Origin of the sequence: Rhizobium sp. BK212, from assembly GCF_014197475.1 — a bacterium.
Lineage (GTDB): Bacteria > Pseudomonadota > Alphaproteobacteria > Rhizobiales > Rhizobiaceae > Rhizobium > Rhizobium anhuiense.
This window is the reverse complement of the sequence record NZ_JACIFS010000005.1, coordinates 16,089-42,446: the sequence shown is the minus strand read 5'-3', so window position 1 is coordinate 42,446 and position 26,358 is coordinate 16,089. Positions and strand designations below refer to the sequence as shown.

Below are 26,358 nucleotides of genomic sequence, written 5' to 3'. Positions count from 1 at the left end.
CTCGGCGGCGGCCGAAGTGATCCCTGTCCGGATCGCAGCAAGGAACCACAACCATTGGCCTGAAAGTGGCAATGGCAGGCACGCGTTACGCTTGGGCAATCACCTCCGGCGAGATTCCCGAAGTCATCCCTTACGAGACTAGCGACATCGGCCGGCGGACTGCGGGCGATGTCCTGCGGTCATCGGCAGTCTGAAAGTGGGAAATTCTTTCGTTCAAGACTTCGACCTGTTGCCGAAGCCGGTGAATCTCAGCGGTGTTTTCCTCCACCATCGCAGCATTGTGCTGGGTGATGTGCTCGACATCACGAACGGCGTTGTTGACCTCGTCGATGCCCTTGTATTGCGTGGTCGTGGAAGCCGAGATGACCTGCACCAGCCCGTTGATCGAGGTGAAGTGTTCCATGATGGCCGACAGCGCCTGGCCGGTCTCCTCGACGAGCGTGACGCCCGCGCCGACCTGCGATGCGCTGGTGGAGATGAGATCCTTGATCTCGCGGGCAGCCTTGGCGCAACGCTGAGCAAGCTCGCGCACTTCCTGAGCAACCACGGCAAAGCCTCTGCCGGCGTCTCCTGCGCGTGCCGCCTCGACGCCGGCATTGAGGGCGAGGAGATTGGTCTGGAAGGCGATCTCGTCGATCACGCCGATGATGCTGCTGACTTTTTCGGAGGACCGGTTGATAACCCCCATGGCATCGACGGCCTTGGCGACGACGGCCGCGGAATGCTCCGCCTGGCGGTGCGCCTCGGCGACCGAAAGCGACGTCTGGCGCGCGTTTTCGGCTGTCGTCCGCACGCTGGCTGTGAGTTCGCCGAGCACCCGCGAACTCTCCTCGAGGGAGGCCGCCTGCTGTTCCGTGCGGCGGGCCAGATCGTCGGCGGCGCCGGAAAGATTGGTGCTGCCCTCGGCGATCTCGTAGGTCGAGTTGCGAACCTCGGCGACCGTCAGGCGCAACGCGTCGATGGCGTGATTGTAGGTGCGGGCCATGGCGACATAATCGGCGGCCAGATCCTCGCTCATCTCTGCGGCGAGATTGCCATTGGCGAGCTTGCCGAGCATATCGGACAGAGCGTTCAAAGCCTCGCTCTGTTCCGCCTCGATGCGCGCCTGTTCGGCGGCGCGGCGGGCCTGCTCCAATTCGTCCCGCGCCCTGTTTGCTTCGGCAAGCTCTTCCAGCCTGGTCTTCTCCAGCGCCTGGTCGCGGAAGACAGTCACGGACCGGATCATGTCGCCGATCTCGTCGCCGCGCTTGCCGTCACCGATGGAGATGTTCAGATCGCCGTCGGCAAGTCTCATCATCGTCTGGGTGATCCGCTTCAGCGGCCCGCGCAGCGTTTCGATCAGCATGAGGCCGCCGATGATCGCAAGCACCGTGCCCGCAATCATTGCCGCAAGTGACATTGTCGCCGAACGCTGGCTGATTTCCTTGCCGCTCTCCTGTGCCGTGCTGACGAACTGCTCGAGCGTGTGACTTGCATCGGCCACCAGTGCGGTCGCCGCCTCCTTGTCCGCGCGCCACCGGTCGGCGATCGATATCAGAAGCGAACTATCCTTTTCGATCGAGGCAAGGGACGGCTCGATCTTCTTGGCAAGATCCTGCAAGGCGGCGTTTTTCCCGCTCAAGGGTACGAGCTGTGCAGCGCTTTCACGCAGCGCCTTGAGATCGGCGAGAACGGCATCCCGCGCCTCGGCATCGACTCGCCTGTTCAGTTCGCTTAAGTGCAGGCGCAGGTCGTCAATCGATTTGAATGCGGTATTGACGATCGCCACCATCGAGCGAAGGGTGGCGATGCTCGCATCCATGCCGACAAAGCGCTCGATCGCAGTATCCGCATTCCCAGAGGCAAGCTTTCCAAACTTCTCCTCGAAGCCCTGCAGTTCCTGGTCGACAGGCGCGTAGCTGTCGAGCGTAAGGCTGGCGCTGTCCTTGGCTATCGCGGCGAGCTTGTCCAATACCGGCTTCAGCGCGACAAGCTGGCTTTTGGCCTTGTCGGAGGCGAGCGCGGCGCTGCCGCCGGCCTCCTTGACGAGCGGCGGCAGGAGGCTGCCGAGAGCGCCGGTGATATCCGCGGGGGCGGTGGCCTGCGCGGTCGCCTTGCGCAACTTTGCAATGCGTTGCGCGAGATTCTTGTAGACTGAAGCATCGAGAAGAAGCGCCCGGACGAAGGTCTCCTTGCCATTCGCCTGATCCTGGAGAACGTCGAGCTGTTTGCGCGCCGTCTGGCTTTCCTTGAACAGCCCGGCCACCGCGTCGTCGATCGCCTGTTCGGTATTTCCACGCTCCTGTGACACGGCCCAAAGCGCATCGGCGCCGCCCTGCATCTTAGCCCCGAGTTCGCGCACGGCAGCAATCTGCTGCTTCTGCGCCGGATCGATCAACATGGCATCAAGCGTCGCCGCTCCCTTCTGCTGATCGGAGATGCTGGCGATCAATCGTTCGCGCGTGGCCGATATCGGGAGATCGGTAAAGGCCGTCAGAGAGGATCGCAGCTGTTGAAAACTGGAAAGGGTTTCGATCGTCTGCCGGGTCAGGGTCATCTGGCCATTGAGCGTACCGGCGGTGAAATAACCGAAAAGACCGATGCCGGCGATGAGGATGACCAGAGGCACCACGAAGAAGAGGACTTTGGTCACGATCCGCATACGCTGCAACAGTCGATCAATCAGCGCCATAAACTAGCCCCCGCCCCAGGAAATTGGCTCATTCTCCGGCGCGACCCCTCCCCTTGGCCTGCAGCAGTCGTTGATCGCGCCAGGCCATCACAGTAGTCACAACTGTTAAAAAAATGGTCAATGGTGTCGAGTTTAATCGAAGCCTGCGATATGCCGACGAGGGCGCATTTTCCGCGCTCCCGTCTTGCCGCTCAGCCGATGGCCATCGGGCTTGCATTGCCGCCGGAAGCCGCCGTCGCTCACGCCACCCTTAAAGAGGTTAGGCTAACTCCGGTTCTCCAAGCGATTTGTTTTGCGCCACTCTTCGTATTCTCCGCGGGCATCGTCATGCAGAGGATAGTAGCGCTGCAACGACCCTCCCTCCATAAGCTTCACGCGTGAGAACTCCTCCCAATCGTGATGCTTTTGCGACTCTTCGATGACCTTCGAGGCCATTGCGACGGGAAGCACCACCACCCCGTCATCGTCGGCGACGATGATGTCGCCGGGGATTACCGTGACACCGCCGCAGGCAATCGGAACGTTGACGGCATTGGGATAGATGCTGGTCTGCACATGGTAGTTGGGAGTCCAGCCACGCAGCCATAGGGGGAGGTCCAGCTTCTCGACATTGGGCCGATCGCGCATGCACCCGTCGATTACGATGCCAGCGCCGCCCCTGCCTTTGAAATACGTCGACATCATATCGCCAAAGACCCCCGAACTCATGTCGCCGCGCGCGTCGACCACGACCACATCGCCCTCCTGCGCGTGATAGAGCACGTGCCGGTGCAACTGCGTCTCCGGATCGGCATATTCTCCCTCGGTGAAGAGGTCCGGCCGCTGCGGCATGAACTGGAGCGTCAGCGCCGGCCCGACGATCGACTTCCCGTGGTTCTGCGCCACGGGACCCACCATGTGCGGATTGCGGAAACCCATGTGGCCAAGCGTGCCGGCAACCGTCGCGGCGCCGATTTCCTTCAGTGCGTCGATCAGCTCTTTGGGCGGACGGGTAATGTCGGGAGTATGCGTCATTTCAATCTCCGCTGGATGAAACTACCAGTTCGTAACCGAACCGTCGCGGCGCTTCAGGTGAGGCGCTTCCCAGAAACGAAAGCTCTCCGCCTTGACCGCCTCTTCGTTGACCTCGACGCCGAGCCCCGGCAGATCGCTGACCGGATAGTCAGGTCCGGCGAGCCGTGGCTGCACGGGGAAGAAGTCGGAATTGTCGAAGCCCAGTTTTGTTTCGGGCACCCTGGTCTCAAGCCAAGCGAAATTCGGCACCGCGGCGGCGAGATGGATGGTCGCGGCCGTGCAGACTGGGCCAAGAGGATTGTGCGGCATCAGGTCCACATAGTGCGCCTCGCTCCAGCCAGCCACCTTCATCGCTTCGGTGAGCCCGCCAACATTGCAAACATCGAGCCGGTTGAACTGATGGATGCCGCGCTCGATGTAGGGCAGGAACTGCCACTTGCTGGCAAATTCCTCGCCGATGGCGAACGGGATGTCGGTCATCGTGCGCAGGGATTCGTAGGCCTCCGGTGTCTCGTCCCGTATCGGCTCCTCGAGGAAATCAAGCACGCCACGGCCGAGTTTGTTGCAGAAGCTGGCCGCCTCTGCCACCGACAACCGATGGTGATAGTCGATGCCGAGGACGACGTCGTCGCCCAGCGCCTCGCGCGCCTTGTTCAGCATCGTTGCGGTAACGCCGATCGATTCGCGCGGCTCGAAGATGTCCTTGCTGTTTTGCCCGATGGGAAAGAAGCGGATCGCCTGCCACCCCTGTGCGCGTAGTTCGCGGGCTCGTTCGATCGCAACGTCGCCCTCAGCCTCGTCCCCGGTCGAGGCGAAGGTAGGAATTCGGTCGCGCTGCTTGCCGCCCAGCAGTTCGTAGGCCGGCACCCCCAGCGCCTTGCCCTTGATGTCGTGAAGGGCAATGTCGATGGCGGAAATCGCCGCCTGCAGAACGCGCCCGCCTTCGAAATATTGGCTGCGATAGGCTTCTTGCCAGATCCGACCAATCTGCATCGGGTCGCGGCCGATGAGAAACTCCCGATAGTGCTCGATCGCGCCAACCACGGCCTTCTCGCGACCGCTCAAGCCGCTCTCGCCCCATCCGAAGACGCCCTCGTCGGTCTCGACCTTGACGAGCATCTGGTTGCGTGTTCCCACCCATACTGGATAGGGCTTGATAGCGGTGATTTTAAGCTTCGTGGTCATCCACACCCTCATTCCGAACGTATCGACTCTGTCTCAGTGGGCCTTGAGGGCCATTTCTGTTTCGCCGTCGAACAGATGCATTCGCTCCTGGTCGAACTCGAGCCAAATCATTTCGTCCGGCGCGACGGCAATGGTCGGCGGCACGCTGACGTTGACGATTGCGCCGGACAGAAACGCCTGTACGAAGGTGACGTCTCCCGTTGGCTCCACCGTGTAGGCCTTGGCGGGTATGCTTCCAGGCACTGCACTCTTGTGCAGCTTGATCGTCGAGTGACGTGCGCCGAGCACGACTTTCTTGGTGGTCGCCCTCGCGACCTTCTGGGCATTGTGTGGCGAGAGCTCGAGGCTCCAGCCCTCCGCGCTGGTCAACACAGTATTGCCGCCCACCGTGGATGCCTCCAGCGGAACAAGGCTCATCGCCGGGCTGCCGACGAAGCTGGCGACGAACATGTTCACCGGATGGGCAAAGACCTGCGCCGGTGAATCGTATTGCTGCAGGTAGCCGCCGTTCATCACCGCCATCCTGTCCGCCATGGTCACGGCTTCGAGTTGGTCGTGCGTCACATAAATGATCGTTGCCTTGAGGTCCTGATGGAAGCGCTTGATCTCCGACCGCATCTGCACGCGCAGCTTTGCATCGAGGTTGGAAAGTGGTTCATCCATCAGGAATACCGCCGGATCGCGAACGAGAGCGCGGCCCAGGGCCACGCGCTGCTGTTGTCCGCCCGAAAGTTCGCGCGGCTTTCGCTCGAGCAGCTGCGTCATGTCGAGCACTCGCGCTGCTTCCTTGACCTTCCTGTCGATCTCGTCCCTTGGCAGTTTGCGCATCTGCAGCGGGAACGCCAGATTTTTATAGACCGATTTTTGCGGATAGAGCGCGTAGTTCTGGAACACCATTGCGATGTCCCGGTCCTTGGGGTCCAGGTCATTGACCACCCGGTCGCCGATGACGATGTCGCCCGATGTGATGGGGATCAGCCCCGCTACAAGATTGAGCGTGGTTGTTTTGCCGCAGCCTGAAGGGCCGACGAGCGCAACGAATTCACCGTCGTTGACCGTCAGCGAAACGTCGTTGACAGCTTTGAAGCTGCCATAGGTCTTGACAAGATCTTTGAGGACCACGTGGGCCACCGGCAACTCCCTAGTGCTTGACTGCGCCTTCCGTGAGGGCGCGTACGAAGTATCGTTGCAGGACGAGGAACAGGACCACGACGGGCACGCTCATCATGAAGCTGGCGGCCATCAGGCCCGGAAAGTCCGTCGTATTTTCGGAGAAGAAGCGCTGGATGCCGACCGGCAAGGTCAACTGCTCGTTCTTGGAGAGGAACGTGTAGGCGTAGATGTACTCGTTCCAAGCACCGATGAAGGAGTAGATCGCCGTGGCGATGATTCCTGGCGCCGAGAGCGGCATCACGATCAGGAGAAAGGCCTGGAACCGCGTCGCTCCATCGATGCGCGCCGCCTGCTCGAGCTGCACCGGGATGTTGTCGTAGAAGCCCTTGAGGAGCCAGATTGCCAGCGGCAGGCCGAATGTGAGGTAGGTGAGAACGAGCGACCCATGCGTGTTCACCAGCCCGATCGCCCGCATCAGGATGAAGAGCGGTACGAGAAAGATCACCGCGGGGAACATGTTGCGAAGCAGGACGGCGAAGAACAGAAAGTTCCGGCCCGGGAAGGTGAAGCGCGAAAACGCATAGGCCGCAGGAACCGCCACGATCACCGAAAGGATGGTCGTAGCCATGGAGACGAAAAGGCTGTTCCAGAAGAAACGCAGGAAGTCCTGGCCGACGCTGTTTTGCGGATCGAGCAGCTTCTGGTAGCTTGCCAGCGTGGGCTGGTCCGGCCACCACTGTGGCGGGAATTGCATGGCCGCGAAGCCGGACTTGATCGAGGTGATCAGCATCCAGATCATTGGCAATGCGGTGTAAAGCAGCATGAACACCAGGAAGATGCGTCCGCCCCACCGCCACCCATCGAAGCGCCTATGGCGACGCGCCTGGCCTTGACGAGCAGTCTGCGCAATTGTGCTCATTGGCTCGCGTCCTTCTGCTCATTGCCGCTCAGCGCCCGGACATAGAAGTAGCCGAGCGACATCAGGATCAGGAACAGCAGCACCGAATAGGCTGATGCCACCCCCCAGCGCTGACGTCCGAAGGCGAGCTCATAGATGTGGGTGATCCAGATATGCGATGCGTTCGACGGCCCGCCGCCGGTCATGATCCAGGGGATGATGAAAGAATTGAAGTTGGCCACGGCCAGCAGAAGGATCGTCACCGTCGAGACGTTTCTCAAGTGCGGAAAGGTGACGTGCCAGAATCGCTGCCATGCATTGGCTCCGTCGACCTTTGCGGCGCGCAGCAACTGGTCGGGAACCGTCTGCAGACCAGCCATCATCATGATCATGGCAAACGGAAACTCCCGCCAGATATTGACGACGATCAGCGAGGGCAGCACCGTGCTGACGCTGTCGATGAAATTCGGCGGCCGGTCGGCCCATCCGAGGCCGACCAGCACCGCGCCGATGATCCCGAAGTCCGAATGGTAGATCCACTTCCAGATATAGGACGCGGCGACCGCGCTGATGACCCAGGGAATGATCAGGATGGCGCGCAGGATGCCGCGGCCGACAAAATCCCGATGGAGCGCCAGGGCGCAGGCAAACCCCAGGACAAATGCGATGAAGGTGGATCCCAGTGTCCAGATTAGAGTGTTGGAGGTGACCTTCCAGAACACCGGACTTGTGAGGATGGCAGTGTAATTGTCGAAGCCGATAAAAATCTTGTCGCGGAGCTGCAGGCCGGGCGGTGTATTGAAGAACGACAGCTCGATCGTGTAGTAGATCGGATAGGCTATGACGATGAGCATCACGGCGATTGCAGGAAGCACGTACGCGTAGTCAGCGCGATGCTCCCATATCTTTCGCAGGATGCCGGACCTATCGGGTTGAAGTCTTCGGCGAGCCTCTGCCTTGCCGATCAAGATCGTCACTGTGGCGTGCCCTTATTCTTGGGAGCAACCGGCTGCACTCTCGGCGCAGCCGGTCAGGTCGTGGTCAGGCCTGGACTAGAGTCCGCCGTCCATCAGCTCTTTTACCTTCTTGGCCGCGTCGTCCGCTGCCTGGTCGACGGTCATGGCTCCGGTCAGGGCATTCTGCAGCATGTCCGGGACAATGATATTCATGATCTCGGGGGACTGCGGCAGCGCCGGGAACGGGATGCCGTATGGCAGCATCGAGGTCGTGACATCGAGGAACTTGATGTTATCAAGACGTTCCTTCATCCATTTGGTCTTGAAGCCGTTGAGGTTTCCCGGGTTCGAGCCGGCATAGGCCATCTTCAGCGACCATTCGGGGCTCGTCCACATGCAGATGATCGCCTTTGCAGCCGGCTCGTCCACCTTGCCGCCCTCGACATATTCGGGCTTCAGGATGTGAATGTTCGAGCCGCCAAACACGACGGCACGCTTGCCATCGGGGCCGGTCGGGATCAGGCCGTAGCGCATGTTGTCGATGACGGTCTGCGCCTTGTCCTTGTCGGTAGCCGTCGCTTTTTTCTGCAGGTCGAGCATGACGTTGTAGTCGGACGGGTGCGAGATCATCATGCCGAGCTGGCCAGCGAGGAAGAGGGGCTGGTTATCTGCCTGCTGGTTGGTGAGTGCCGAAACCGGAACCGACTTGTCGCGAACATACATATCGTAGGAGGCTTGCAGCGCCGCCTTGCTCTGCGGGCTATTGAGCTCGACCTGCTTATAGGTCGGGCTCGCGGTGGCTTCGTCGAAGACGCCGCCGCCATAGGCCCACAGCTGCGGCATGAAGCGATACGGCGTATTGCCGGCATTCTTGCGAGCCACGAGGCCGTAACCGGCAATGCCGAGCTTGTCGTGGATCTGTTTGGAATACTTGACGACATCGTCCCACGTTGCCGGAGCCTTGTCCGGATCGAGGCCTGCCCGCTTGAAGATATCGGCGTTCCAGATGAACGCCATCGTCTCGTTGTTGGTGGGAATGCCGTAGGTCACGTCCTCCCAGGTCACGGCCTTCATTGCGCCCGGCCAGAAGTCCTCGGTCGAATACCCGACATCCTCGGGTTTGAGCGGCTGCAGATAGCCTTTTGAGGCGAACTCGGTGCCACCCAGGATTTGCAGGCGGACCGCCATGGGCGCTGCATTGCCAAGGAGCGCGGTCCGGAACTTGTCCAGAAGGTCGTTATAGGTGAGGGCTTGTTCCTCAAGCTGGATGTTTGGATAGGTTTTGCGGAAGGTCTCGAAGAACTCCTTGTAATACTGGCGCAGGAGGTCGGGGTCGCCCTCGAACACGCCCTGATACCAGAAAGTCAGTCGCCCCTTGTAGTCGAGCGGGGTGACCTTGGCGCAATCGCCCGCCGTGTCAAAATCCTGCGTGCCGGCAATGGAGCGCACATATTCCGGCGACCACTTGCTCAAGTCGACCGGCGCACCCAGCGCAGACGCGGACATCAACGACACCATCAAAGCAGTAGAGACAGTGCCGCGCAGGACGGCACCGCCGAGTGAAATCCTCGTCATAGGTATCCTCCAGGTTCTCTCCCATGCCGCTCTGCGTCGAGGCGAGCGGTCTTTGCTCGCGGCCGTGGGACATTTACGGCCAAATGTATCCTTTCGAGCTTATCATACGTTTTCAGATCATAGATTGCCTGTCAACTAGCGAAATCGTACATTGTTTATGGAAAGATCGCGTGATATCCGAGCAATATGTGTATTTATTGGGGACAGCCTTGGCCGAAACAAGCGATTTTAAAGCGCAGCCGCCCGAAGGGATTGACGCTATCGGTGCCTCCAGCGAGGGTGCCTCGCTTTATCAACTGATCAGGGAAGACATCATCGAGGGGCGGCTCGCTGCCAACGAACGGCTTGTGGTCACCGATCTCGCTCGGCGCCACGGCACTTCGACCAACCCCGTGCGCGAGGCTCTGCAACTGTTGCGCGGAGAGGGCTTCGTCACCTTCGTTCCCAACCGCGGAGCGCGCGTCCGGCCCATCGATCAGGATTTTGTTCGGGACATCTACGAGATCGGAGTCTTGATCGAGCCGGCCCTGACGCGATGGTTCGTGAATATGGCCACCGTCGAGGACATTGCCGAACTCGAACGCATCCAAGGCCTGATTGAAGAGAACGACTTCGCCGACACGTTGAGGCACAGCGAGCTGGACACCGCCTTTCACACCATAATGTACCAAAGGCACTACAACCGCCACGCCGCCGAGCTTTGGTGGAAGCATCGCGAAGTGCTTCGAGCCGTGAGCCGGCGTTTCAACTTCACGCTCGCCCGGCGTGCCGCGATCCTGAGCGAGCATCGCGAACTCATTGCGCATGTAAAAGCGGGAAACGCCAACGAGGCAGGCGAACTCATTGCACGCCATGTCGAAGGCTCCGGCCGGCACATCCTCGAACACATGCGGGCGCGGAACGCGGCTCGGGCAGGATAGACTGCAAGGCCCGGGAATATCGTTCTCCCGGCCAATTCAGACAAAGGCAATTGAGATGAAAATCACCAGCGTTCGGCCGTGGTTAATCAGATCCGATGCTTCTTATTGGGGAGAGTTTCTGTTCGTCGAAGTGACAACCGACGAGGGGGTGAGCGGCTGGGGAGAGATCACCACCACGACAAGGCTCGCCAACCGCGCCCTCTGCACGATGCTGCGGCAGATCGGTGCCGCAGTAACAGGCGAGGACCCGGCGCGTATCGAATATCTTTGGCACAAGATATTCCGCAGCTTCACCTATATGGGCAGTCGCGGCGCCGCAGTCGAATGCGTAAGCGCCATCGACATCGCCCTTTGGGACATCCGAGGCAAAGTTCTTGGTAAGCCGATTTACGAGCTGTTGGGCGGACCGGTACGCGATGAAATCGCGCTCTACACCCATCCCAACCAGGCCAAATTTACCAGCAAGGAGGCTGTGGTCCGCGAAATTAGAGACATCGTCGAGTCCGGCCACACGGCGCTCAAGTTCGATCCTTTTCCCCACCAGGGCCGCACCGCCGATGGCCAGTCCCGCGAACAGCGGGACGGCTACCTTGATGGCAGCATGACCCGCAAGGACGAGCGCGAAGCCGCCGAACTCACGGCACTCATCCGCGAAACGGCGGGCTCTGATGTCGACATTCTCATCGATGCGCATGGCCGCTTCGACGTTCCCACCGCCATTCGCCTCTGTCGGAGCCTCGAGGAAGCCGGTCAGATCGACTGGTTCGAGGAGCCCTGCCCGCCCGAGAGCCTCAACGCCCTCAAGCAGGTCCGGGAGAAGGTCAGCGCCGCGATCTCGTGGGGCGAGCGCGGCCACACGAAGTGGGATTTCGTGCCGGTGCTCGAAAACAAGCTCGCCGACTACATCATGCCTGACGTCACCTGGACCGGCGGCATTACCGAACTCAAGAAGATTTCTGCCCTGTGCGAAGCCTACTACATCCCGGTCTCGCCGCACGACGCCGCAGGACCGATCAACGTGGTTGCAGGAGCACAGGTGATGATGACCGTTCCCAACTTCTACAAACTCGAAACGTCAGAGTGGAACCTGGGCAAATACGATCACCTCATCGACAGGCCACTCGATGTTTCGAACGGCAGCCTCAAGCTTACGCCGAGACCTGGTCTCGGCGTCGAAATGAACCGCGATTACCTTCAAAGCCATGAAATAGAGCTGGATTAGCAACGCTCTATGCCGCGCAGCCGTGCGCGGCGAACCCGCCGACAGAACGAGGATAAATCATGCCAGAGGCAGATGAAGCCGACGAAGCGCTCAATCGGGTGAATACGCATTCCAAGCCGTCCGACCTTCGCATTACCGATATGCGGGTAGCCGAAATTGTCGGCGCGCCGTTCACCTCAGTGCTGCTCAAGATCTACACCAACCAGGGTATCGTCGGGCTTGGCGAGGTGCGCGACGGTGCCAGCGCCACCTACGCGCTGATGCTGAAGAGCCGGTTGCTTGGCGAGAATCCTTGCAACATCGACCGCCTGTTTCGCCGGATCAAGCAGTTCGGCGGGCACGGGCGGCAAGGCGGCGGTGTATCGGCGGTTGAAATCGCCTTGTGGGATCTTGCCGGCAAGGCCTATGGCGTCCCCATCTACCAGATGCTCGGCGGCCGGTTTCGAGAGAAAGTGCGCGTCTATTGCGACACCGACGCCACCGTGCCGAGCGGCACAGAGACCGGCAGGCGCCTCAAGCAACGCATGGAGCTGGGGTTCACCTTCCTCAAGATGGATCTGGGGCTGATGCAGATTGCGGATGTGCCGGGTGCGGTCGTGTCTCCTGCCGGCTCGCTTGAAGGATACCGCGACCACCCCGGCCGCGGCCCGCTGAAGACCATTGAAGAGCGGCGCATCCGCAACGCGGCGTACGATGTGCATAACGTCCCGCACCCGTTTACCGGCCTCCACTTTTCCGACAAGGGCCTCGACTTCCTTGAGCAATACATTGCCGAGGTTCGTGAGGTCATCGGCATGGATATTCCGCTCGCCATCGACCACATCGGCCACATCTCAGTGCAGAACGGCATTCGCCTCGCCAGGCGTATCGAAAAATACGTGCCAGCCTGGCTCGAGGATGTGATCCCGTGGCAGTACACCGAGCAGTACCGACAGCTGCAGGACTCAACCACGGTGCCGATCTGCACCGGCGAGGACATATACCTCAAGGAGGGCTTCGAGCCTCTGCTCAAGCGCAGCGGCCTCTCCGTTATCCACCCAGACCTGCTCACCAGCGGGGGAATCCTCGAGACCAAGAAGATCGGCGATATGGCGCAGGACCATGGTGTCGCCATGGCGATCCACATGGCGGAAAGTCCGATCGCGGCAATGGCTGCCGCACATGTGGCGACGGCGACCGAAAATTTCATGGCGCTCGAATACCACTCTGTCGATGTCGACTGGTGGGACGATATCGTCACAGGCCTTCCCAAGCCGCTCGTGAAGGACGGCTTCATCACTGTTCCGGACAAGCCGGGCCTGGGAATTGACGACGTCGTCGACGAGGTGATCTCGCAGCATCTGCAGCCGGGTGTCACCGGCATCTGGCAGCCCACGGATCACTGGGACGATGAATATTCATGGGATCGCACCTGGAGCTGAGGCGAGAAGGAACAAAGATGAAGATCACCGATCTGCGATGCGCCGTTATCGGCAAACACCCGATCGTTCGCATCGTCACGGACGAGGGTCTCTATGGCTTGGGCGAAGTCGAGTTCACCAAGTCCTACCTCAAGCCCTGGGTGCTGCACTTCCGTGAGGCGCTGATCGGCGAGGACCCGACCGACGTCGAGAGAGTGATGCTGAAGATCCGCCAACGCGGCTCGTTCAAGCCGTACGGCGCGGCGGTGAGCGCTATCGAGCATGCGCTGTGGGACATTGCCGGCAAGGCCGCGGGCGTGCCCGCCTATAAACTGCTCGGCGGGAAGGTGCGCGACAAGGTACGCGTCTACAACGGCTCGATCCGCCGGAAACGCACGGGCGACCGGCCGGAAGATTACGCCGCTGACGTCAAATGGATGATGGAGCAGCCGCAGAACTTCTTTATGATCAAGCAAGGAATCTCGTTTCACTCCAACATGAAGGACACCATTGAGGGCTTCCACTACGGCGTGACGCAGCAGAAGGCCGGCTATCACGGCGCCATGGATCAGGGCGTGATCAGCGAGCGCGGTTTCAATCACATGCTCGACTGCGTGATCGCGATGAAGGAAGTGCTGGGCGACAAAGTCAGCCTGGCGCTCGACTGCGGTCCGGGCTGGATGCTGCCCGATGCGATCAAATTCGCTCGCGCGGTCGAGAAGTACAATTTGATGTGGCTCGAGGACATGCTGACCGGCGACTATGTACCGTGGGTCAATCCGCAGGCCTATCGGGAACTGACCACCTCCACCTCGACGCCAATCCACACTGGCGAGCAGATCTACCTGCGACACAATTTCAAGGAGCTGATCGAGACGCAGGCGGTGCGCGTCATCGGCCCCGATCCAGCCGATATTGGCGGTATTGCCGAACTCAAATGGGTCGCCGAACACGCCTACATGCACTCGATCCTGATGGCACCGCACGGCACCGCCAACGGCCTGTTGGGGCTCGGCGCGTTGATCAATGTCTGCGCCACCTTGCCAGCAAACTACATCGCGTTCGAATATCCGACCGCCTCCGACCCCTGGTGGGAGGATCTGGTCGTCGGCTTGCCGCCGCAGATCGTGAAGGACAGCATGGTGGACCTACTGGAAGCGCCGGGGCTGGGGCTGGATATCGACGCCGAAGCGGCCAGGAGATATCTCAGGGAAGAGGATGCGGGCTTCTTCGACTGAATCTCCCTCCACCGGCATGACGTGAATCGCAGTAAGGCCCGCCGGTATGGGAAAGGAGATCGTGCTCCCCACGGACCTGCAAGCAACTCCTCGCTGCGCTTGAGCAGCGGTCACCGATAACGGCCTGTAAGTACGACCTCGAGCCCGGCGACGGTCGCTCCAGACGAGGCAGTGAACACCAATCTCTTAGCAGTAAACCGCATCATTGGGTCACCAGTGCGAATCCCGTGGTCACAGATGAAGGCGGCGAGGCTTCCTAAAACTACCTTTCCAATCTCTTTCCTCACGCCACCAATCCGTGTCGGCACAGGATCGCCGCCCGTTGCCCTTATCGGCCGAGGCATCGAGATTGAATCCCGGGAAGAGGACCTCTTTTCCGTCTCGAGTCTAATCGAGACCTGCGATATGCGGACGAGGGCGCATTTTCCGCGCCCTCGTTTTGCTGCTCAGCCAATGGCCATCAGACTTGCGTTGCCGCCGGCAGCCGCCGTGTTGATCGACGTCGACACCTCCTCCAGCAGCCAATTCAGGCAATAGGCCTCGGGGTCGCTTGCCAGTTCCTCGGTTGTCGCCGCCTGGACCAGCAGAAGCGGACCGGGCAGGTGAGCGATCTTCTGATTGACGGCCAGAACCCTTTCGCGATCGCCTTCCACGAGCGCACCCGAGAACGGCCCGTCCTTTTCCCAATCCGATGTCCAGGAAATCCGGCCGGCGACAGCCGCCGGAAGGTCCGCCAGGACCGATTTGGATAGGGAACCCGCATCCACGACGATGTGGTTGCCGGTTGAAAGGGCTGCGGCGATCTGTCGATGAAGCCCGCCTTCCGTCTGCGGCACGATAAGAATACGGCCGCGGGGATGGAGCGCGTAGAGATTGCGCTCGCCGACCGGACCGGTGAGCTCGCGTTCGAGCCCGAGTGCCGAACGGCTCGCATATCCACGCGCCGCTTCCCCCTCACCCGGCAAGCCCTTCTTGTCGAGCCAGACAATATAGTCGCGAAGGGCGAGATCCGTGTGAACGGAGTCCTGCTGCGGCGGCACGGGCGCACGCTGCACCAGCCGACCGATATAGAGCGGACCACCGGCCTTCGGCCCTGTGCCTGACAAGCCGCGACCACCGAAAGGCTGCACGCCGACGACCGCGCCGATGATGTTGCGGTTGACGTAGAGGTTTCCGGCCTTGATGCGACTGGTCACATGCGCGATCGTTTCATCAAGCCGAGTGTGAAGTCCGAATGTGAGGCCGTAACCCGATGCGTTGATGTCGTCGATCAAGCGGTCGAGCCCGTTTCGCTTGAAGCGGACGACATGCAGAACCGGTCCGAAGATCTCTCTCGTCAGGTCCGACAAGGACTTGATTTCGATGATCGTCGGCGGAACGAACGTCCCCGCCGCGGCACTTTCGGGCAGCGGCAGCTGATCCACCTTGCGGCCGGCGCCGCGCATCTTCTCGATATGCTGGTCGATCTCCGCCTTTGCGCCGTCATTGATGACAGGGCCGACATCGATGCTCAGCCGATCAGTACGGCCGATGGTCAGTTCCCGGAAGGCGCCCTTCAGCATATTGAGGGTCCTGTCGGCCACATCGTCCTGAAGGCAGAGAACGCGAAGCGCAGAGCAGCGCTGGCCGGCGCTGTCGAAAGCCGAGGCAATGACGTCGGCCACCACTTGCTCGGCCAACGCCGAGGAGTCGACGATCATACCGTTCTGACCGCCCGTCTCGGCGATCAGCGGAATCGGCTTGCCGGTCGCCGACAGCCGTTCTGCCAGCTGCGCCTGGATCATACGAGCCACTTCGGTCGACCCAGTAAACATGACGCCTGCCGTTTCCGGAGCCCCGACCATGCCGGCGCCGAGGCGGCCGCTGCCGGGCACGAACTGCAGGGCACCCACCGGCACACCCGCCTCGTGGAGGATCTTCACACTCTCCGAGGCGATGATCGGCGTGACCCCGGCAGGTTTGGCGAGCACGGGATTGCCGGCCACCAAGGCTGCGGCGACCTGGCCGGTGAAAATCGCCAGCGGAAAATTCCACGGGCTGATGCAGACGATCGGGCCGAGCGGCGCATGCGACGGCCCGAGGGTCTTGCGCGCCTGATCGGCGTAGTAGCGCAGGAAGTCGATCGCCTCGCGCACCTCGCCGACCGCATTGGCCGCGGATTTGCCGGCCTCGCGCATGACAATGCCCATCAGCACCTTGATGCGGGCCTGCATGATGTCGGCCGCCCGATCCAGGCAGGCCGCGCGCTCGACCGGCGCCACGGCCGCCCATTGCGGCGCATGCTCGGCAGCCATCGCCACGATACGGGTTGCCTCCTCGACCTTCACTTCCGTGACCGTGCCGACGACGTCCCGGTGATCGGCAGGATTGAGAACCTCGCGCGTCACCCCATCCGTCGAGCCGTCGGCAAGGAGGGGAAGCGCATGCCACGGGGAAACCGCCGTGGAGGCGAGCGCCTGCGACAGGTCCAAAAGGGTGGCCTCGTTCGAGAGATCCAGGCCGTCGGAATTGGCGCGGGCACTGCCGTAAAGAGCCTTTGGCGAGGCGATCTGGATGTGCGGAAGGCCAACGACGGGCATGGCTGCGACGATCTCGGCAGGATCGGCGACCAGGGCCTCGACCGAGACATTCGGATCGGAGATGCGGTGCACGAAGGAGGAATTGGCGCCGTTTTCGAGAAGGCGCCGCACCAGATAGGCGAGCAGCGTCTCATGCGTTCCGACAGGCGCATAGATGCGGCAGGGCCGGTCGAGTTTTTCCTTGCCGACGACCTCGTCATAGAGCGGTTCGCCCATGCCATGCAGGCATTGGAACTCGTATTTGCCGACCGCGAAGTCGGGACCGGCCAGGTGATAGATCGTGGCAAGCGTCTGCGCATTATGCGTGGCGAATTGCGGGAACACAGCATCGGGCGCGTTCAGCAGCTTGCGCGCGCAGGCGACATAGGCGACGTCGGTGTAAATCTTGCGGGTATAGACCGGATAGTCGTCGAGACCGTCCAGCTGGGCGCGCTTGATCTCCGCATCCCAATAGGCGCCCTTGACGAGACGGACCATGATCCGGCGCCCGGACCGGCGTGCCAGATCGATGATGTAGTCGAGGACGAAGGGGCAGCGCTTGCCATAGGCCTGCACGACGAAGCCCAGCCCGTTCCATCCGGCCAGTTCCGGGGCGAAGCAAAGCTCCTCGAGCAGATCGAGCGAAAGCTCCAGCCGATCGGCCTCCTCCGCATCGATATTGAGGCCGATATCATAAGTCTTGGCGAGAACGGCCAGCGCCTTGACCTTCGGCAGCAGCTCTCCCATCACCCGGTCGGCCTGCGACCTCACATAGCGCGGATGCAGGGCCGAAAGCTTGATCGAGATGCCTGGGCCGTCATAGATGCCACGCCCGTCCGACGCCTTGCCGATGGCGTGGATCGCCTTTTCGTAATCCTTGAAATAACGCTCGGCGTCGGCGGCAGTCGTCGCGGCTTCGCCCAGCATGTCGTAGGAATAGCGGAAGCCGCGTGCTTCAAGCGGCCGAGCGCGTTTCAGCGCCTCTGCGATCGTTTCGCCGGTGACGAACTGCTCACCCATCATGCGCATCGCCATATCGACGCCGCGACGGATGACCGGCTCGCCGGCGCGCGCGATCAGCCGCGTCAGGGCTGCCGACAGGCTCCGGTCGTTGACCGTCGATGTCAGTTTGCCGGTGACGACGAGACCCCAGGTGGCGGCGTTGACGAACAGGGATTTTCCGCCGCCGATATGGGAGGTCCAATTGCCTTCAGCGATCTTGTCGCGGATCAGGGCGTCCCGGGTGTCGGTGTCGGGAATGCGCAACAGCGCTTCGGCAAGGCACATGAGCGCCACGCCCTCCTGACTGGAGAGCGAATATTCCTGCACCAGCCCTTCGACACCGGTGCCCTTGTGCTTGGCGCGCAACGCCTCGATCAGGCTGCGGCCCGTGCTGCGGATGTCATAGCGTTTCGCCTCGGAGACGCGCGCGGCGGCGACCAGCGGCGGCAGGCATTCGGTTTCCGGCCGGCGATAGGCTGCCGTGATCGCCTGGCGAAGGTCGGATTGCGGTCGGATCGGTGGCGCAAAGGCCGAGAACGGCGCTCCGTCGGCGGGGTCTTTGGATGGAGGAGTGTCGATCGCTGCGTTCAACATGAAGGTCCCTATCGGTCGATATCTGGTTTTAACGGATGAATGAGACGCCGGGTTCATCGTCCCAGTCAGCGTCGTCCGAGACAACAGGGCCGGAATATTCCGTCTCGCGAAGCGGACGCGCATCCGGCCTGTTGCGCTTGAGGGTGAGTGCTGCTGCAACCGCTCTTATCGCCACCGGCCGGTAGTGAGCGAGCAGGTCCGGCTTCTGATCGTCATCCGGTTCTTCCCTACGCATGCGTGACCCCATTTTTCCTGCGGCGCCGATGCGATCCCGACGATGCGTCGAGCGCCTGCGCCTTCCATCCCATTGCCGATGCATAAGGTATCACAGATCGCCGATCGCGATCTCACTTGATTCTCGCAGCTTTAAGCCTGTATGAACTTATTAAAGTACTCTTGAAAGTTAAAATGGCTACTGAACCCGATATCTTTAGTGAATTGGACCAGTTCGACAGAAAAATCCTCGCGGCTCTTGCCGAGGACGGCAGACTGTCGATCACCGATCTCGCGGCGCGTGTCGGCCTCTCGAAGACGCCGTGCCAGATCCGCTTCAAGCGGCTCATCAGCGACGGCTATATCGAGGGCTTCAAGGCCGTCCTCAATCCATCGAAAATGCAGCTCGACCATATCGCTTTCGTCGAGGTGAAGCTTTCCGATACCCGCGAAGCTGCGCTGAAAAGCTTCAACGACGCCATTAAGAAGATCAGGGAAGTCGAAGAGTGCCACATGATCGCCGGCAGGTTCGACTATCTCCTGAAGATCCGCACACGCGATATCGGCCGCTACCGCCGCGTCCTCGGCGAGCGCATCTCGACGCTGCCCCACGTTGCCAACACATCGACCAATGTCGCGATGGAGACGATCAAGGAAGGCTGGGACAAGTTCGGTTCGAGTCTTTCGTGAACCTATTGCCGGCGACCGGCCCGGAGCAGTTCAAGACCGCGCGCACTTTTTAGCATCATGCCCTGGCTTTCCGGCCGCGTGCGCTCGGCTTTACCGGAACGCTCTTGCCGTACTCGTTCCACCATGCCGTCAAAGCTTCCATGGTGGGGCCGAGGCCCCGCGCCTTTTGTGTGATCTCATATTCGACGCGCGGAGGAACCTCCGCAAAGATGGTGCGGGACACGAGGCCGTCTGCTTCGAGCTCACGAAGTTGCGCCGTCAGCATGTGCTGGGTGATGCCGGGAATAGCCTTCCTCAATTCGCCAAACCGATAGACCCGTTGATTGAGCAGCCACATGATTTCCAGCTTCCATTTTCCCGAAAGCAACGCGAATGCGCGGCGCATCTCCTCATGCATATTGCCTTCTTCTTCAACCATGGTCTGCTTTTCCATACTAACAGCAAGTAATTCATCCTACTTGCAAATATGAATCTTAGACGACATTTCTCTGCATGCACAAGGGAGCGCAGAAAGGCGCCTCCCAAAAACAAACCGACAGACTCGACGAGAGGAATGTTGCTGCGTGGGCAGCGACAGGGATGAACTCATGCCTGAATTTTACGTGTACTGGATCAGCACGGCGCTTCTATCCGTGCTCTACCTCGCCTCAGCCGCCATCTATGTCACCAAGCGAGACTGGGTTCGCCAGGTTCTGGCGGAACTCGGATTCCAAGCTTCCTATCTCATTCCGTTCATGATCATCATCAAGGTTCTCGGCCCGGCCGCGATCCTTTCCCGCGTCAGCGTGCCGCTCAGCGATCTCGCCTATGCCGGCATCTTCTTTCACCTGCTGCTGTCGGGCCTCGCCCATGTCGGCGTTCGAAAACCCGCCGGCGCTCTGCCAGCGGCGATCGGCCTGGCACTGCTGGTCACCTCGTTCATGACGCAGAACGACGCCCGCGATGTCCCTTCCCCTTCCGTCCATGCCACAGCGCGCTGATGAGCGCGCTCGCGCGTTTCGGCTCGCCGGAAGACGACTTTGCCCCGGTGACGCTGTTCCTTGCGCCCCGTTGTCCAGCGAAGCGCGACCTTGGCGGCCGAGCAGGCGCTGAAGTTCGGCAAGCCGTCGAGCCAACGTGGGGCCTAATGCGGTCTTTGAATTTCACAGTAGACAATGCTGCGGTTTGAGCCGGACCAAACAGACACCTTCATATCCGTCCCCGTCACGCTTTCACCGGCGATCAAGCCCATCTCTCGTTCTGACCGCAACAGCAGCGCCCAGTTCATAAATGTCTCCATATAGCCATCGACCTCCGTCTCCGGAGAGAAATTGGCGAATAGGAATGTGCCGCCAGGCTTGAGCATGCTGATGCACTTCTTGGTCAGCTTTACGGCGACCGGGTCCGGCAAATAGTCGTAGAGACCCGCGGCATAGACGAAATCGAACATTCCCAGCGCATGTCTTCCACCGATCAGGGATTTGACCGAACCGCTCACCGCCTCGACGGACGTGCCGGCGAAATCGCGGGCTACGGTTCCAACGCTCATCGGGTCTTGATCCAAAGCCACCCAGCGTTTGATCGCGCCGGCACCGAGAGCGTGCGACAAAGGCCCCTCACGAAGATGCCCCGCCGCGATGGCGAGGACTTCGGTGGAACCAGGCCGCGCCGAAGCGATTTCGTCAACGCGGCGAGCCAGAATGTCTCGACGCTCCCTTACCGCTAGGGATGACGAAGCATTTCGAGTGTAGGCGTAGATCGAACGTCCCAAGTTGCTGGCCGATAAGACAGCGTCCTCAATCTCAGGTCTGCCGTAGATGAAGTCGAGAAGGCGTGCATCGCCAGAATAGCCGCGCGGCTTTTCGAACGACCAGCGGGTCAATGGATCTTGATGAAGATAGTGAGCAACTGGATGAGATTGCGCGATCGGAACGATGACGTCCCATACCTCCGGATGAAAGCGCCGACGTATCTGATGCAAGGCGGCGGTCAGACGCTCGATGATCGCATGAGGCTCGACGCCGGATTTGAACTGACGGATCGACACGTCAAGGCTGAGGGCAAGCTCAGCGCTCGCAACGACAAGGTGGCCGGGATCTGGGGCAGCAAGCCTCCTTGCCGCCCGACGAATTTCACCTGGCGCGACAAGACTTTCACCGTCCAAGACCAGGCTTTGTACCATTTCGAGACCTCTTTGACATAGCATTAAGCATAATCAACCTCGAAATAGGATGCGACTAGAATCTACACGGGATAAGGGTATTTCTACTATTGCGGGTCAGATGCCACCCCTCTAACAAAGCTAAGCAATAAGACAAACCGGTTGCAGGTTGCCGAACGTGATTTTGGAGGGCGCCGAAGTATGGCTTACTTTTCAACTTACTTTAGATCGTTGTCAGACCGGTGTTGTTGCATGATCGCGGCTTGCGCTAACGTCCAGCGCGACGAACCAGCCGCCAGCTTTTCATTTGCCGAGGCCCTCAAGTCTCTGAAATCTGAAAATGATGCTGTCCGAAGGCAGAGCTCACGGCATGGTCTTTGGATGGCGGTCGCCGTTTATGTGGCCTTCGCACTTCCCGACCGATGGCTGATCCCCGATGTTGCCCCTGTGACGATCGCCGCGCGATTCGTCGTTGCAACGGTCGCTCTGCTGGCTTTCGAAATCTTGCGACTGGCAAATGCGAAAACCGTCTGGCTTGACATCACATGTGCCGCTGCGCTGCTTGTGGGCTATGTCGGCTGGCTGTACCCGGCGATTGCCACCCGCGACGTCACCGCCATGTCATACTACATGATATTCGGCGCCATCTTCATGATGGGCGCCAACCTTTTTTTCAGTTTCCCGTTTCGGCTTTCGGTGATCACCTCGAGCCTCGTTCTATGCGCATTTTTCGTTACGATCGAGGAATTTTTTCCTTCAAGCCAAACCTACAAGCTTGCCTTCGGGTTGTTCTACATTTCGTGCTTTGTCTTCACGTCTTTCGTCAATTGGCGCTTGAACGTGGAGCGTCGAAACGTGTTGCTGAACGCGGCGGAGGCGCGCCACCAGCACTGGGAAGCGTCCGAGCGCGGAAGGTCCCTGCTCGAGCTTTCACATACTGACTACCTGACAGGCATAAGCAACAGACGCGCGCTGGATCGGCGACTCGACGAATGCTGGGCCGCTTGGAAAGACGAACGCCGCGATTTCTCCGTGTTCCTCATCGACGTCGACTTTTTCAAACGCTTCAATGATCGCTACGGACATCAGGAAGGAGACCGATGCCTGACTGTCATCGCCAATGCGCTGAAGGCACTTGTAGAGTCGTCCGATGGCATGATCGGCAGGTATGGTGGCGAGGAATTTATCGTGGTCGTGCCGGCTGCCCTCCCCAAGGTCGCGATGGTTCTCGCCGAGAAGATCAGAATGGAAGTCGAGTCTCTGGCGATTGCTCACGACGAGCGACCAGATGATATGTCGATCGTAACCGTCAGCATCGGCGTCGCCTTCACCCGCGAGAAACTTGGAGAGAAAGTTGAACGAATAGTCCGTGAAGCCGACCTCGCTCTCTACAATGCCAAAGCAAGTGGCCGAAACTGCATTCGTAGTTTTGATCCGTTGTTGCCTCGCCCCGACGACTATGCTGGTAAACTCGTCCCGCTGCTGGCGGCCGCCATTGATCGCAAACTGGTCTCGCTGGTGTACCAACCGATCTTCGACGTGACGAACGAGAAACCAAGAGCTGTCGAGGCTTTGATGCGCCTCAGGATGCCGGACGGCACCGCGGTTTCGCCGAAGACGTTCATTCCCGTTGCAGAACGAAGTGGCGCTATCCTCGAACTGGGCAGGTGGGCGATCGAGACGGCATGCCGTGATATACTGATGACCGATCGGATGGCTACCGTCAGCGTCAACGTGTCGCCAATACAACTGCGTTCCCCCGGCTTTGCTGCCAGTGTCGCTGATATCCTTGCTCGATGCGGGGTCTGTGGGTCGCGACTGGCCTTGGAAGTCACTGAGGGCCTGGACATGGATATGCAGTCGGAGGTGCTGAAATGCATTGCCGATCTGCGGGCACTCGGCGTCGAAATCTGGCTTGATGACTTCGGCTGCGGCTTCGCGGGCCTCTCCTGGCTGAGGGCAATCGAGTTTCAGACGGTCAAGGTCGATAGAACCTTCCTGCACGACTGCTCGAACCCACGCGGTTTGATGATGCTTCAGGACATGATTGCTCTCATCCGCAATCGTGGGAATACGATCCTGGTGGAAGGCGTCGAAACTGCAGCACAATTTTCCCTTCTCAAGGATCTTCGCATCGACCGTGTCCAGGGCTTTCATATGGGAATGCCGGTTAGCGCTGAACTTCTGAGCGCGGCATAACTCGATCTCACGGTTTCCGGTTGCTCCGCACGTTGCCGATGATCGGCGCGTGTCGGATGTCTTGCTTTTAAACGGATCAGGCAGTCTGATGCAGCGAGGCAATGGATCGCTGAAGGCAGACGAATATTCAGCGGCTGAACCTGAGAATGAGGAGCAGGATGGATCACGCCAACAGCCATCACATATCGGCGAGCGAAGAGCGGGAAGCGCGCAGGCTTCAATACCTGACCTGGGAACACATTGCGTCGGACCTCCGTCATCCGGCCCACCTGGCCCGCAAGGCGGAACTCCGGCGATCATGCGATGCGGAGCTGGCTGAGACGTCCTATATCGCCGAGCATGCCGCGATCTTCACCGAAAGCCTGATGATGGGCGAGCGCTCCTGGATCGCCGGGCACGCACTCGTCCGCGGCCATGTGATCCTTGGCGACGATTGCACCATCAATCCCTATGCCTGTGTGTCCGGCACGGTGACCTGCGGCAATGGCGTGCGGATTGCCTCGCATGCCTCGATCGTCGGCTTCAATCATGGCTTCGACGATCCGGCCATTCCCATCCACCGCCAGGGTGTCGTCAGCATCGGCATAGTGATCGGTGACGACGTCTGGATCGGCGCCAATTGCGTGATCCTCGATGGCGCCACGATTGGAAATGGCGCGGTGATCGCCGCCGGCGCGGTTGTCACGGGCGACATTCCCGCCATGTCGGTTGCCGGCGGCGTGCCGGCCCGGGTGCTGCGGAGCCGAGGCTCGGCGCCCAGGAAATCCGGCACGGGAGACACCGAAGATCAGTTGGTCAGGCTCGGCCAGAAAGCGCAAGACCAATGGCCCGATATCCTTGCACGCTGGAAAACGCAGGGAACCTATGAATCGCTGGAAGCGGACGGCGTCCGCAGACCGGCGATCCGGCATTTATGCGATGCCATCGAGATCGCCGCCGGCTTCGGTCACCTGCCACCCGACCTCGATCCATCCGAGACCGTCCAGCTTCTGCAAGGCCTGCAGGAACGGGAGACCGGGCTTTTCCCGGAAAAGCATTCGCGCATGCACGGCAAGGCGCTCAGGGATGATCCAAAAGCGCTCTATAACGTCCTTGCGGTTGGCTATGCGCTTGAACTGCTTGGCTCCAGCCCGCGGCAAGCTGTCCATGCGGTAGAGCTCGGCGCTGAAGAGCTCGATGAATGGCTAAGTGCCCTGCCCTGGTCCACCCGGGCATGGCATGCCGGCAGCGTGGTCGATGCGATCGGAACCGCCATGTACTTCAATGCGAAGTATTTCGGCATCCGGCATTCACGGCAGGAACTTTTCGAGTGGCTGAGCCGCAATGCCAACAGCGTCTCCGGCCTATGGGGCGAGCCGACTGCGCTGGAAGGATGGCTCCAACCGGTAAACGGTTTTTATCGGCTGACACGCGGCACCTACGCCCAGTTTGGCGCAGCGCTTCCGCACCCGCACGCCTCGCTCGAAACGGTCCACCTCAACTATCGCAACCACAAGGGCTTCGTCGGCGCGAAATACAATGCCTGCAACCTGCTCGATACGATTCATCCCCTGCTCCTGATTGCCCTGCAGACCGACTACAGGCGGGCCGATGGCGAAGCGATCGCCCGCAATCTCATATCGAAGGCTCTGGATCGATGGCGGGATGGTGAGGGATTCCCGTTTGCCGATGGCGGCGAACCGGGCTTGCAGGGGACGGAGATGTGGCTTTCGGTCATTCACCTGGCCGCCGATTTCCTCGGCCTGGCGGATCGCTTCGCCTTCGTCCCGAAAGGCGTCCACCGAACGGCAACTGTGGGACTGGGTTTGTGACGATAGTTTTCGATCAACCGTGCAGTGATGCTGTCAGCCAGGCGGCGGCAAGGTCGCGCGCATTGCTGCGCTTGGCTTTGACCGGCACGATGACGTTGTAACGATCCTCGGCGGCAAGCTCGCCGCCATCGGCCTGCACCAAGGTTCCATCCTCCAGAAAGGTGCCGACCAGCATCCGCCATCCCAATGCCATCCCCTGGCCCGCGCGCGCGGCTGCGATGGTCTCGGTATAATGATTGAACCGCAGCGACGGCTTTATCTCGAGGTTGGCGCCGGTCAGCGAAAACCATTGCGCCCAGCTATACCAGGAACGATCGAGAACATCGGTTTCGATGAATTCGTCACCGGAGCCCAGCGGACCATCTGCCCGGCGCCTGAGGTAATCGGGAGAGCAGACGGGGCAAATGACGTCGCCGCGCGAGGCGATGACGGTTCCATCGCTGAAGGGAGGCACACCGTATCGAATTGCCACGTCGACTTCTCCATCGTCGAGGGTAATCGGGCTGTCCTGGGAAATCACCCGCACCAGAATGCCAGGGTTTGCCCGGCGGAATTCGGCCAGCCGCGGCAGCAGCCAGAAAGAAGAGAAGGCGACGGTCGCGCCTATCGTCACGACGTCCTGGCTGCGCGACTGGATCGCTTCCACGCTCTCGGCGATATCGGCAAGGCTCTTGGCCAGCGTGGCGCCAAGGTTGATGCATGCCGTTGTCGGCTCGATCGCTCGATGCTTGCGCACGAATAGGGGCTGGCCGAGCTCCTCCTCCAGCAAGGCAATCTGCCGGCTGACCGCTGCCTGGGTGACACCGAGTTCGGTCGCAGCCGTGGTGAAGCTTTTCCGTCTCAGCACCGCCTCCAGGGTCACCAATGCCGTCAGCGACGGGAGCCGTCTTCGGAAATGCATCGCAAACCTCTCATCGCATGATAAAAACTTATGCGAACGTGATTTTTTATGCCGTTGA

At 60.4% G+C, this 26,358-nt stretch carries 20 protein-coding genes; 8 read left to right on the top strand and 12 right to left on the bottom strand.

Annotated features, from left to right (window positions below):
- Positions 1 to 130 precede the first annotated feature (130 nt).
- The 7 genes from FHT79_RS17660 to FHT79_RS17630 form a co-directional block, all read right to left on the bottom strand.
- The gene (locus FHT79_RS17660) at positions 131 to 2,671 is read right to left on the bottom strand and encodes a methyl-accepting chemotaxis protein (protein ID WP_183903811.1); all 2,541 of its coding nucleotides are present in this window, start codon (positions 2,669 to 2,671) and stop codon (positions 131 to 133) included.
- A 264-nt stretch (positions 2,672 to 2,935) separates the two neighbouring features.
- The gene (locus tag FHT79_RS17655; protein ID WP_047619610.1) at positions 2,936 to 3,685 is read right to left on the bottom strand and encodes a ribonuclease activity regulator RraA; all 750 of its coding nucleotides are present in this window, start codon (positions 3,683 to 3,685) and stop codon (positions 2,936 to 2,938) included.
- Between the two features lie 21 nt (positions 3,686 to 3,706).
- Positions 3,707 to 4,870 carry a mandelate racemase/muconate lactonizing enzyme family protein gene (locus FHT79_RS17650; RefSeq protein ID WP_183903810.1) on the bottom strand — a complete coding sequence of 388 codons (1,164 nt, stop codon included), beginning with the start codon at positions 4,868 to 4,870 and terminating at the stop codon, positions 3,707 to 3,709.
- A gap of 33 nt (positions 4,871 to 4,903) precedes the next feature.
- On the bottom strand, positions 4,904 to 6,001 hold the full coding sequence (locus FHT79_RS17645) for an ABC transporter ATP-binding protein (protein WP_047619671.1): 1,098 nt from the start codon (positions 5,999 to 6,001) through the stop codon (positions 4,904 to 4,906).
- A 10-nt stretch (positions 6,002 to 6,011) separates the two neighbouring features.
- Positions 6,012 to 6,902, bottom strand: a complete 891-nt coding sequence (locus FHT79_RS17640) for a carbohydrate ABC transporter permease (RefSeq protein ID WP_047619606.1) — start codon at positions 6,900 to 6,902, stop codon at positions 6,012 to 6,014.
- Positions 6,899 to 7,858, bottom strand: coding sequence for a sugar ABC transporter permease (locus FHT79_RS17635; RefSeq protein WP_080759980.1), 960 nt, complete (start codon positions 7,856 to 7,858; stop codon positions 6,899 to 6,901). The genes FHT79_RS17640 and FHT79_RS17635 overlap by 4 nt, the downstream gene beginning before the upstream one ends.
- 75 nt (positions 7,859 to 7,933) lie before the next feature.
- On the bottom strand, positions 7,934 to 9,412 hold the full coding sequence (locus FHT79_RS17630; RefSeq protein WP_028757006.1) for a sugar ABC transporter substrate-binding protein: 1,479 nt from the start codon (positions 9,410 to 9,412) through the stop codon (positions 7,934 to 7,936).
- Positions 9,413 to 9,621: 209 nt separating this feature from the next.
- Between FHT79_RS17630 and FHT79_RS17625 the strand changes: the two genes are divergently transcribed.
- From FHT79_RS17625 to FHT79_RS17610, 4 genes are read left to right on the top strand one after another with little or no spacing between them, the layout of a single operon-like run.
- Positions 9,622 to 10,332: a GntR family transcriptional regulator gene (locus tag FHT79_RS17625; RefSeq protein WP_028757005.1), complete on the top strand. Its 711-nt coding sequence runs from the start codon at positions 9,622 to 9,624 to the stop codon at positions 10,330 to 10,332.
- Positions 10,333 to 10,387: 55 nt separating this feature from the next.
- Positions 10,388 to 11,554 carry a mandelate racemase/muconate lactonizing enzyme family protein gene (locus FHT79_RS17620; protein ID WP_047619603.1) on the top strand — a complete coding sequence of 389 codons (1,167 nt, stop codon included), beginning with the start codon at positions 10,388 to 10,390 and terminating at the stop codon, positions 11,552 to 11,554.
- A 59-nt stretch (positions 11,555 to 11,613) separates the two neighbouring features.
- Positions 11,614 to 12,975, top strand: a complete 1,362-nt coding sequence (locus FHT79_RS17615; protein ID WP_183903809.1) for a mandelate racemase/muconate lactonizing enzyme family protein — start codon at positions 11,614 to 11,616, stop codon at positions 12,973 to 12,975.
- A 17-nt stretch (positions 12,976 to 12,992) separates the two neighbouring features.
- Complete coding sequence (locus FHT79_RS17610) at positions 12,993 to 14,192, top strand: mandelate racemase/muconate lactonizing enzyme family protein (protein ID WP_183903808.1); 1,200 nt, start codon at positions 12,993 to 12,995, stop codon at positions 14,190 to 14,192.
- A gap of 446 nt (positions 14,193 to 14,638) precedes the next feature.
- Here the strand turns inward: FHT79_RS17610 and putA are convergent, their stop codons facing one another.
- Both putA and FHT79_RS17600 read right to left on the bottom strand, forming a co-directional pair.
- On the bottom strand, positions 14,639 to 18,346 hold the full coding sequence (gene putA / locus FHT79_RS17605; protein WP_183903807.1) for a trifunctional transcriptional regulator/proline dehydrogenase/L-glutamate gamma-semialdehyde dehydrogenase: 3,708 nt from the start codon (positions 18,344 to 18,346) through the stop codon (positions 14,639 to 14,641).
- 28 nt (positions 18,347 to 18,374) lie between these two features.
- Complete coding sequence (locus tag FHT79_RS17600; RefSeq protein ID WP_028757000.1) at positions 18,375 to 18,581, bottom strand: hypothetical protein; 207 nt, start codon at positions 18,579 to 18,581, stop codon at positions 18,375 to 18,377.
- A gap of 173 nt (positions 18,582 to 18,754) precedes the next feature.
- Here FHT79_RS17600 and FHT79_RS17595 point away from each other — a divergent pair, with 173 nt between their 5' ends.
- Positions 18,755 to 19,249, top strand: a complete 495-nt coding sequence (locus tag FHT79_RS17595) for an Lrp/AsnC ligand binding domain-containing protein (RefSeq protein ID WP_183903806.1) — start codon at positions 18,755 to 18,757, stop codon at positions 19,247 to 19,249.
- A 55-nt stretch (positions 19,250 to 19,304) separates the two neighbouring features.
- Here FHT79_RS17595 and FHT79_RS17590 read toward each other — a convergent pair whose 3' ends face one another.
- Positions 19,305 to 19,682: a helix-turn-helix domain-containing protein gene (locus tag FHT79_RS17590; protein WP_028756998.1), complete on the bottom strand. Its 378-nt coding sequence runs from the start codon at positions 19,680 to 19,682 to the stop codon at positions 19,305 to 19,307.
- Positions 19,683 to 19,836: 154 nt separating this feature from the next.
- On the opposite strand from FHT79_RS17590, the gene FHT79_RS17585 reads away from it, so the two are divergent.
- The gene (locus tag FHT79_RS17585; protein ID WP_047619591.1) at positions 19,837 to 20,229 is read left to right on the top strand and encodes a DoxX family protein; all 393 of its coding nucleotides are present in this window, start codon (positions 19,837 to 19,839) and stop codon (positions 20,227 to 20,229) included.
- A 143-nt stretch (positions 20,230 to 20,372) separates the two neighbouring features.
- Here the strand turns inward: FHT79_RS17585 and FHT79_RS17580 are convergent, their stop codons facing one another.
- Positions 20,373 to 21,410, bottom strand: a complete 1,038-nt coding sequence (locus FHT79_RS17580) for a class I SAM-dependent methyltransferase (RefSeq protein WP_047619669.1) — start codon at positions 21,408 to 21,410, stop codon at positions 20,373 to 20,375.
- 180 nt (positions 21,411 to 21,590) lie between these two features.
- Here FHT79_RS17580 and FHT79_RS17575 point away from each other — a divergent pair, with 180 nt between their 5' ends.
- Positions 21,591 to 23,588 (top strand): GGDEF domain-containing phosphodiesterase, encoded by a 1,998-nt coding sequence (locus FHT79_RS17575; RefSeq protein ID WP_183903805.1) that lies wholly within the window; start codon positions 21,591 to 21,593, stop codon positions 23,586 to 23,588.
- 158 nt (positions 23,589 to 23,746) lie between these two features.
- Positions 23,747 to 25,399, top strand: a complete 1,653-nt coding sequence (locus FHT79_RS17570; protein WP_183903804.1) for an acyltransferase — start codon at positions 23,747 to 23,749, stop codon at positions 25,397 to 25,399.
- 13 nt (positions 25,400 to 25,412) lie between these two features.
- On the opposite strand, the gene FHT79_RS17565 is transcribed toward FHT79_RS17570, so the two are convergent.
- On the bottom strand, positions 25,413 to 26,300 hold the full coding sequence (locus FHT79_RS17565; protein ID WP_183903803.1) for a LysR substrate-binding domain-containing protein: 888 nt from the start codon (positions 26,298 to 26,300) through the stop codon (positions 25,413 to 25,415).
- Positions 26,301 to 26,358: the final 58 nt, after the last annotated feature.

Excerpts from the sequence above, each read along its gene's own strand:
- FHT79_RS17585 (WP_047619591.1), top strand. The coding sequence starts at position 19,837 with ATGCCTGAATTTTACGTGTACTGGATCAGCACGGCGCTTCTATCCGTG.
- FHT79_RS17620 (WP_047619603.1), top strand. The coding sequence starts at position 10,388 with ATGAAAATCACCAGCGTTCGGCCGTGGTTAATCAGATCCGATGCTTCT.
- FHT79_RS17600 (WP_028757000.1), bottom strand. The coding sequence starts at position 18,581 with ATGCGTAGGGAAGAACCGGATGACGATCAGAAGCCGGACCTGCTCGCT.
- FHT79_RS17575 (WP_183903805.1), top strand. The coding sequence starts at position 21,591 with ATGGCTTACTTTTCAACTTACTTTAGATCGTTGTCAGACCGGTGTTGT.
- FHT79_RS17610 (WP_183903808.1), top strand. The coding sequence starts at position 12,993 with ATGAAGATCACCGATCTGCGATGCGCCGTTATCGGCAAACACCCGATC.
- putA (WP_183903807.1), bottom strand. The coding sequence starts at position 18,346 with ATGTTGAACGCAGCGATCGACACTCCTCCATCCAAAGACCCCGCCGAC.
- FHT79_RS17590 (WP_028756998.1), bottom strand. The coding sequence starts at position 19,682 with ATGGAAAAGCAGACCATGGTTGAAGAAGAAGGCAATATGCATGAGGAG.
- FHT79_RS17655 (WP_047619610.1), bottom strand. The coding sequence starts at position 3,685 with ATGACGCATACTCCCGACATTACCCGTCCGCCCAAAGAGCTGATCGAC.
- FHT79_RS17660 (WP_183903811.1), bottom strand. The coding sequence starts at position 2,671 with ATGGCGCTGATTGATCGACTGTTGCAGCGTATGCGGATCGTGACCAAA.
- FHT79_RS17640 (WP_047619606.1), bottom strand. The coding sequence starts at position 6,902 with ATGAGCACAATTGCGCAGACTGCTCGTCAAGGCCAGGCGCGTCGCCAT.
- FHT79_RS17570 (WP_183903804.1), top strand. The coding sequence starts at position 23,747 with ATGGATCACGCCAACAGCCATCACATATCGGCGAGCGAAGAGCGGGAA.
- FHT79_RS17615 (WP_183903809.1), top strand. The coding sequence starts at position 11,614 with ATGCCAGAGGCAGATGAAGCCGACGAAGCGCTCAATCGGGTGAATACG.
- FHT79_RS17650 (WP_183903810.1), bottom strand. The coding sequence starts at position 4,870 with ATGACCACGAAGCTTAAAATCACCGCTATCAAGCCCTATCCAGTATGG.
- FHT79_RS17565 (WP_183903803.1), bottom strand. The coding sequence starts at position 26,300 with ATGCATTTCCGAAGACGGCTCCCGTCGCTGACGGCATTGGTGACCCTG.
- FHT79_RS17595 (WP_183903806.1), top strand. The coding sequence starts at position 18,755 with ATGGCTACTGAACCCGATATCTTTAGTGAATTGGACCAGTTCGACAGA.
- FHT79_RS17630 (WP_028757006.1), bottom strand. The coding sequence starts at position 9,412 with ATGACGAGGATTTCACTCGGCGGTGCCGTCCTGCGCGGCACTGTCTCT.
- FHT79_RS17580 (WP_047619669.1), bottom strand. The coding sequence starts at position 21,410 with ATGGTACAAAGCCTGGTCTTGGACGGTGAAAGTCTTGTCGCGCCAGGT.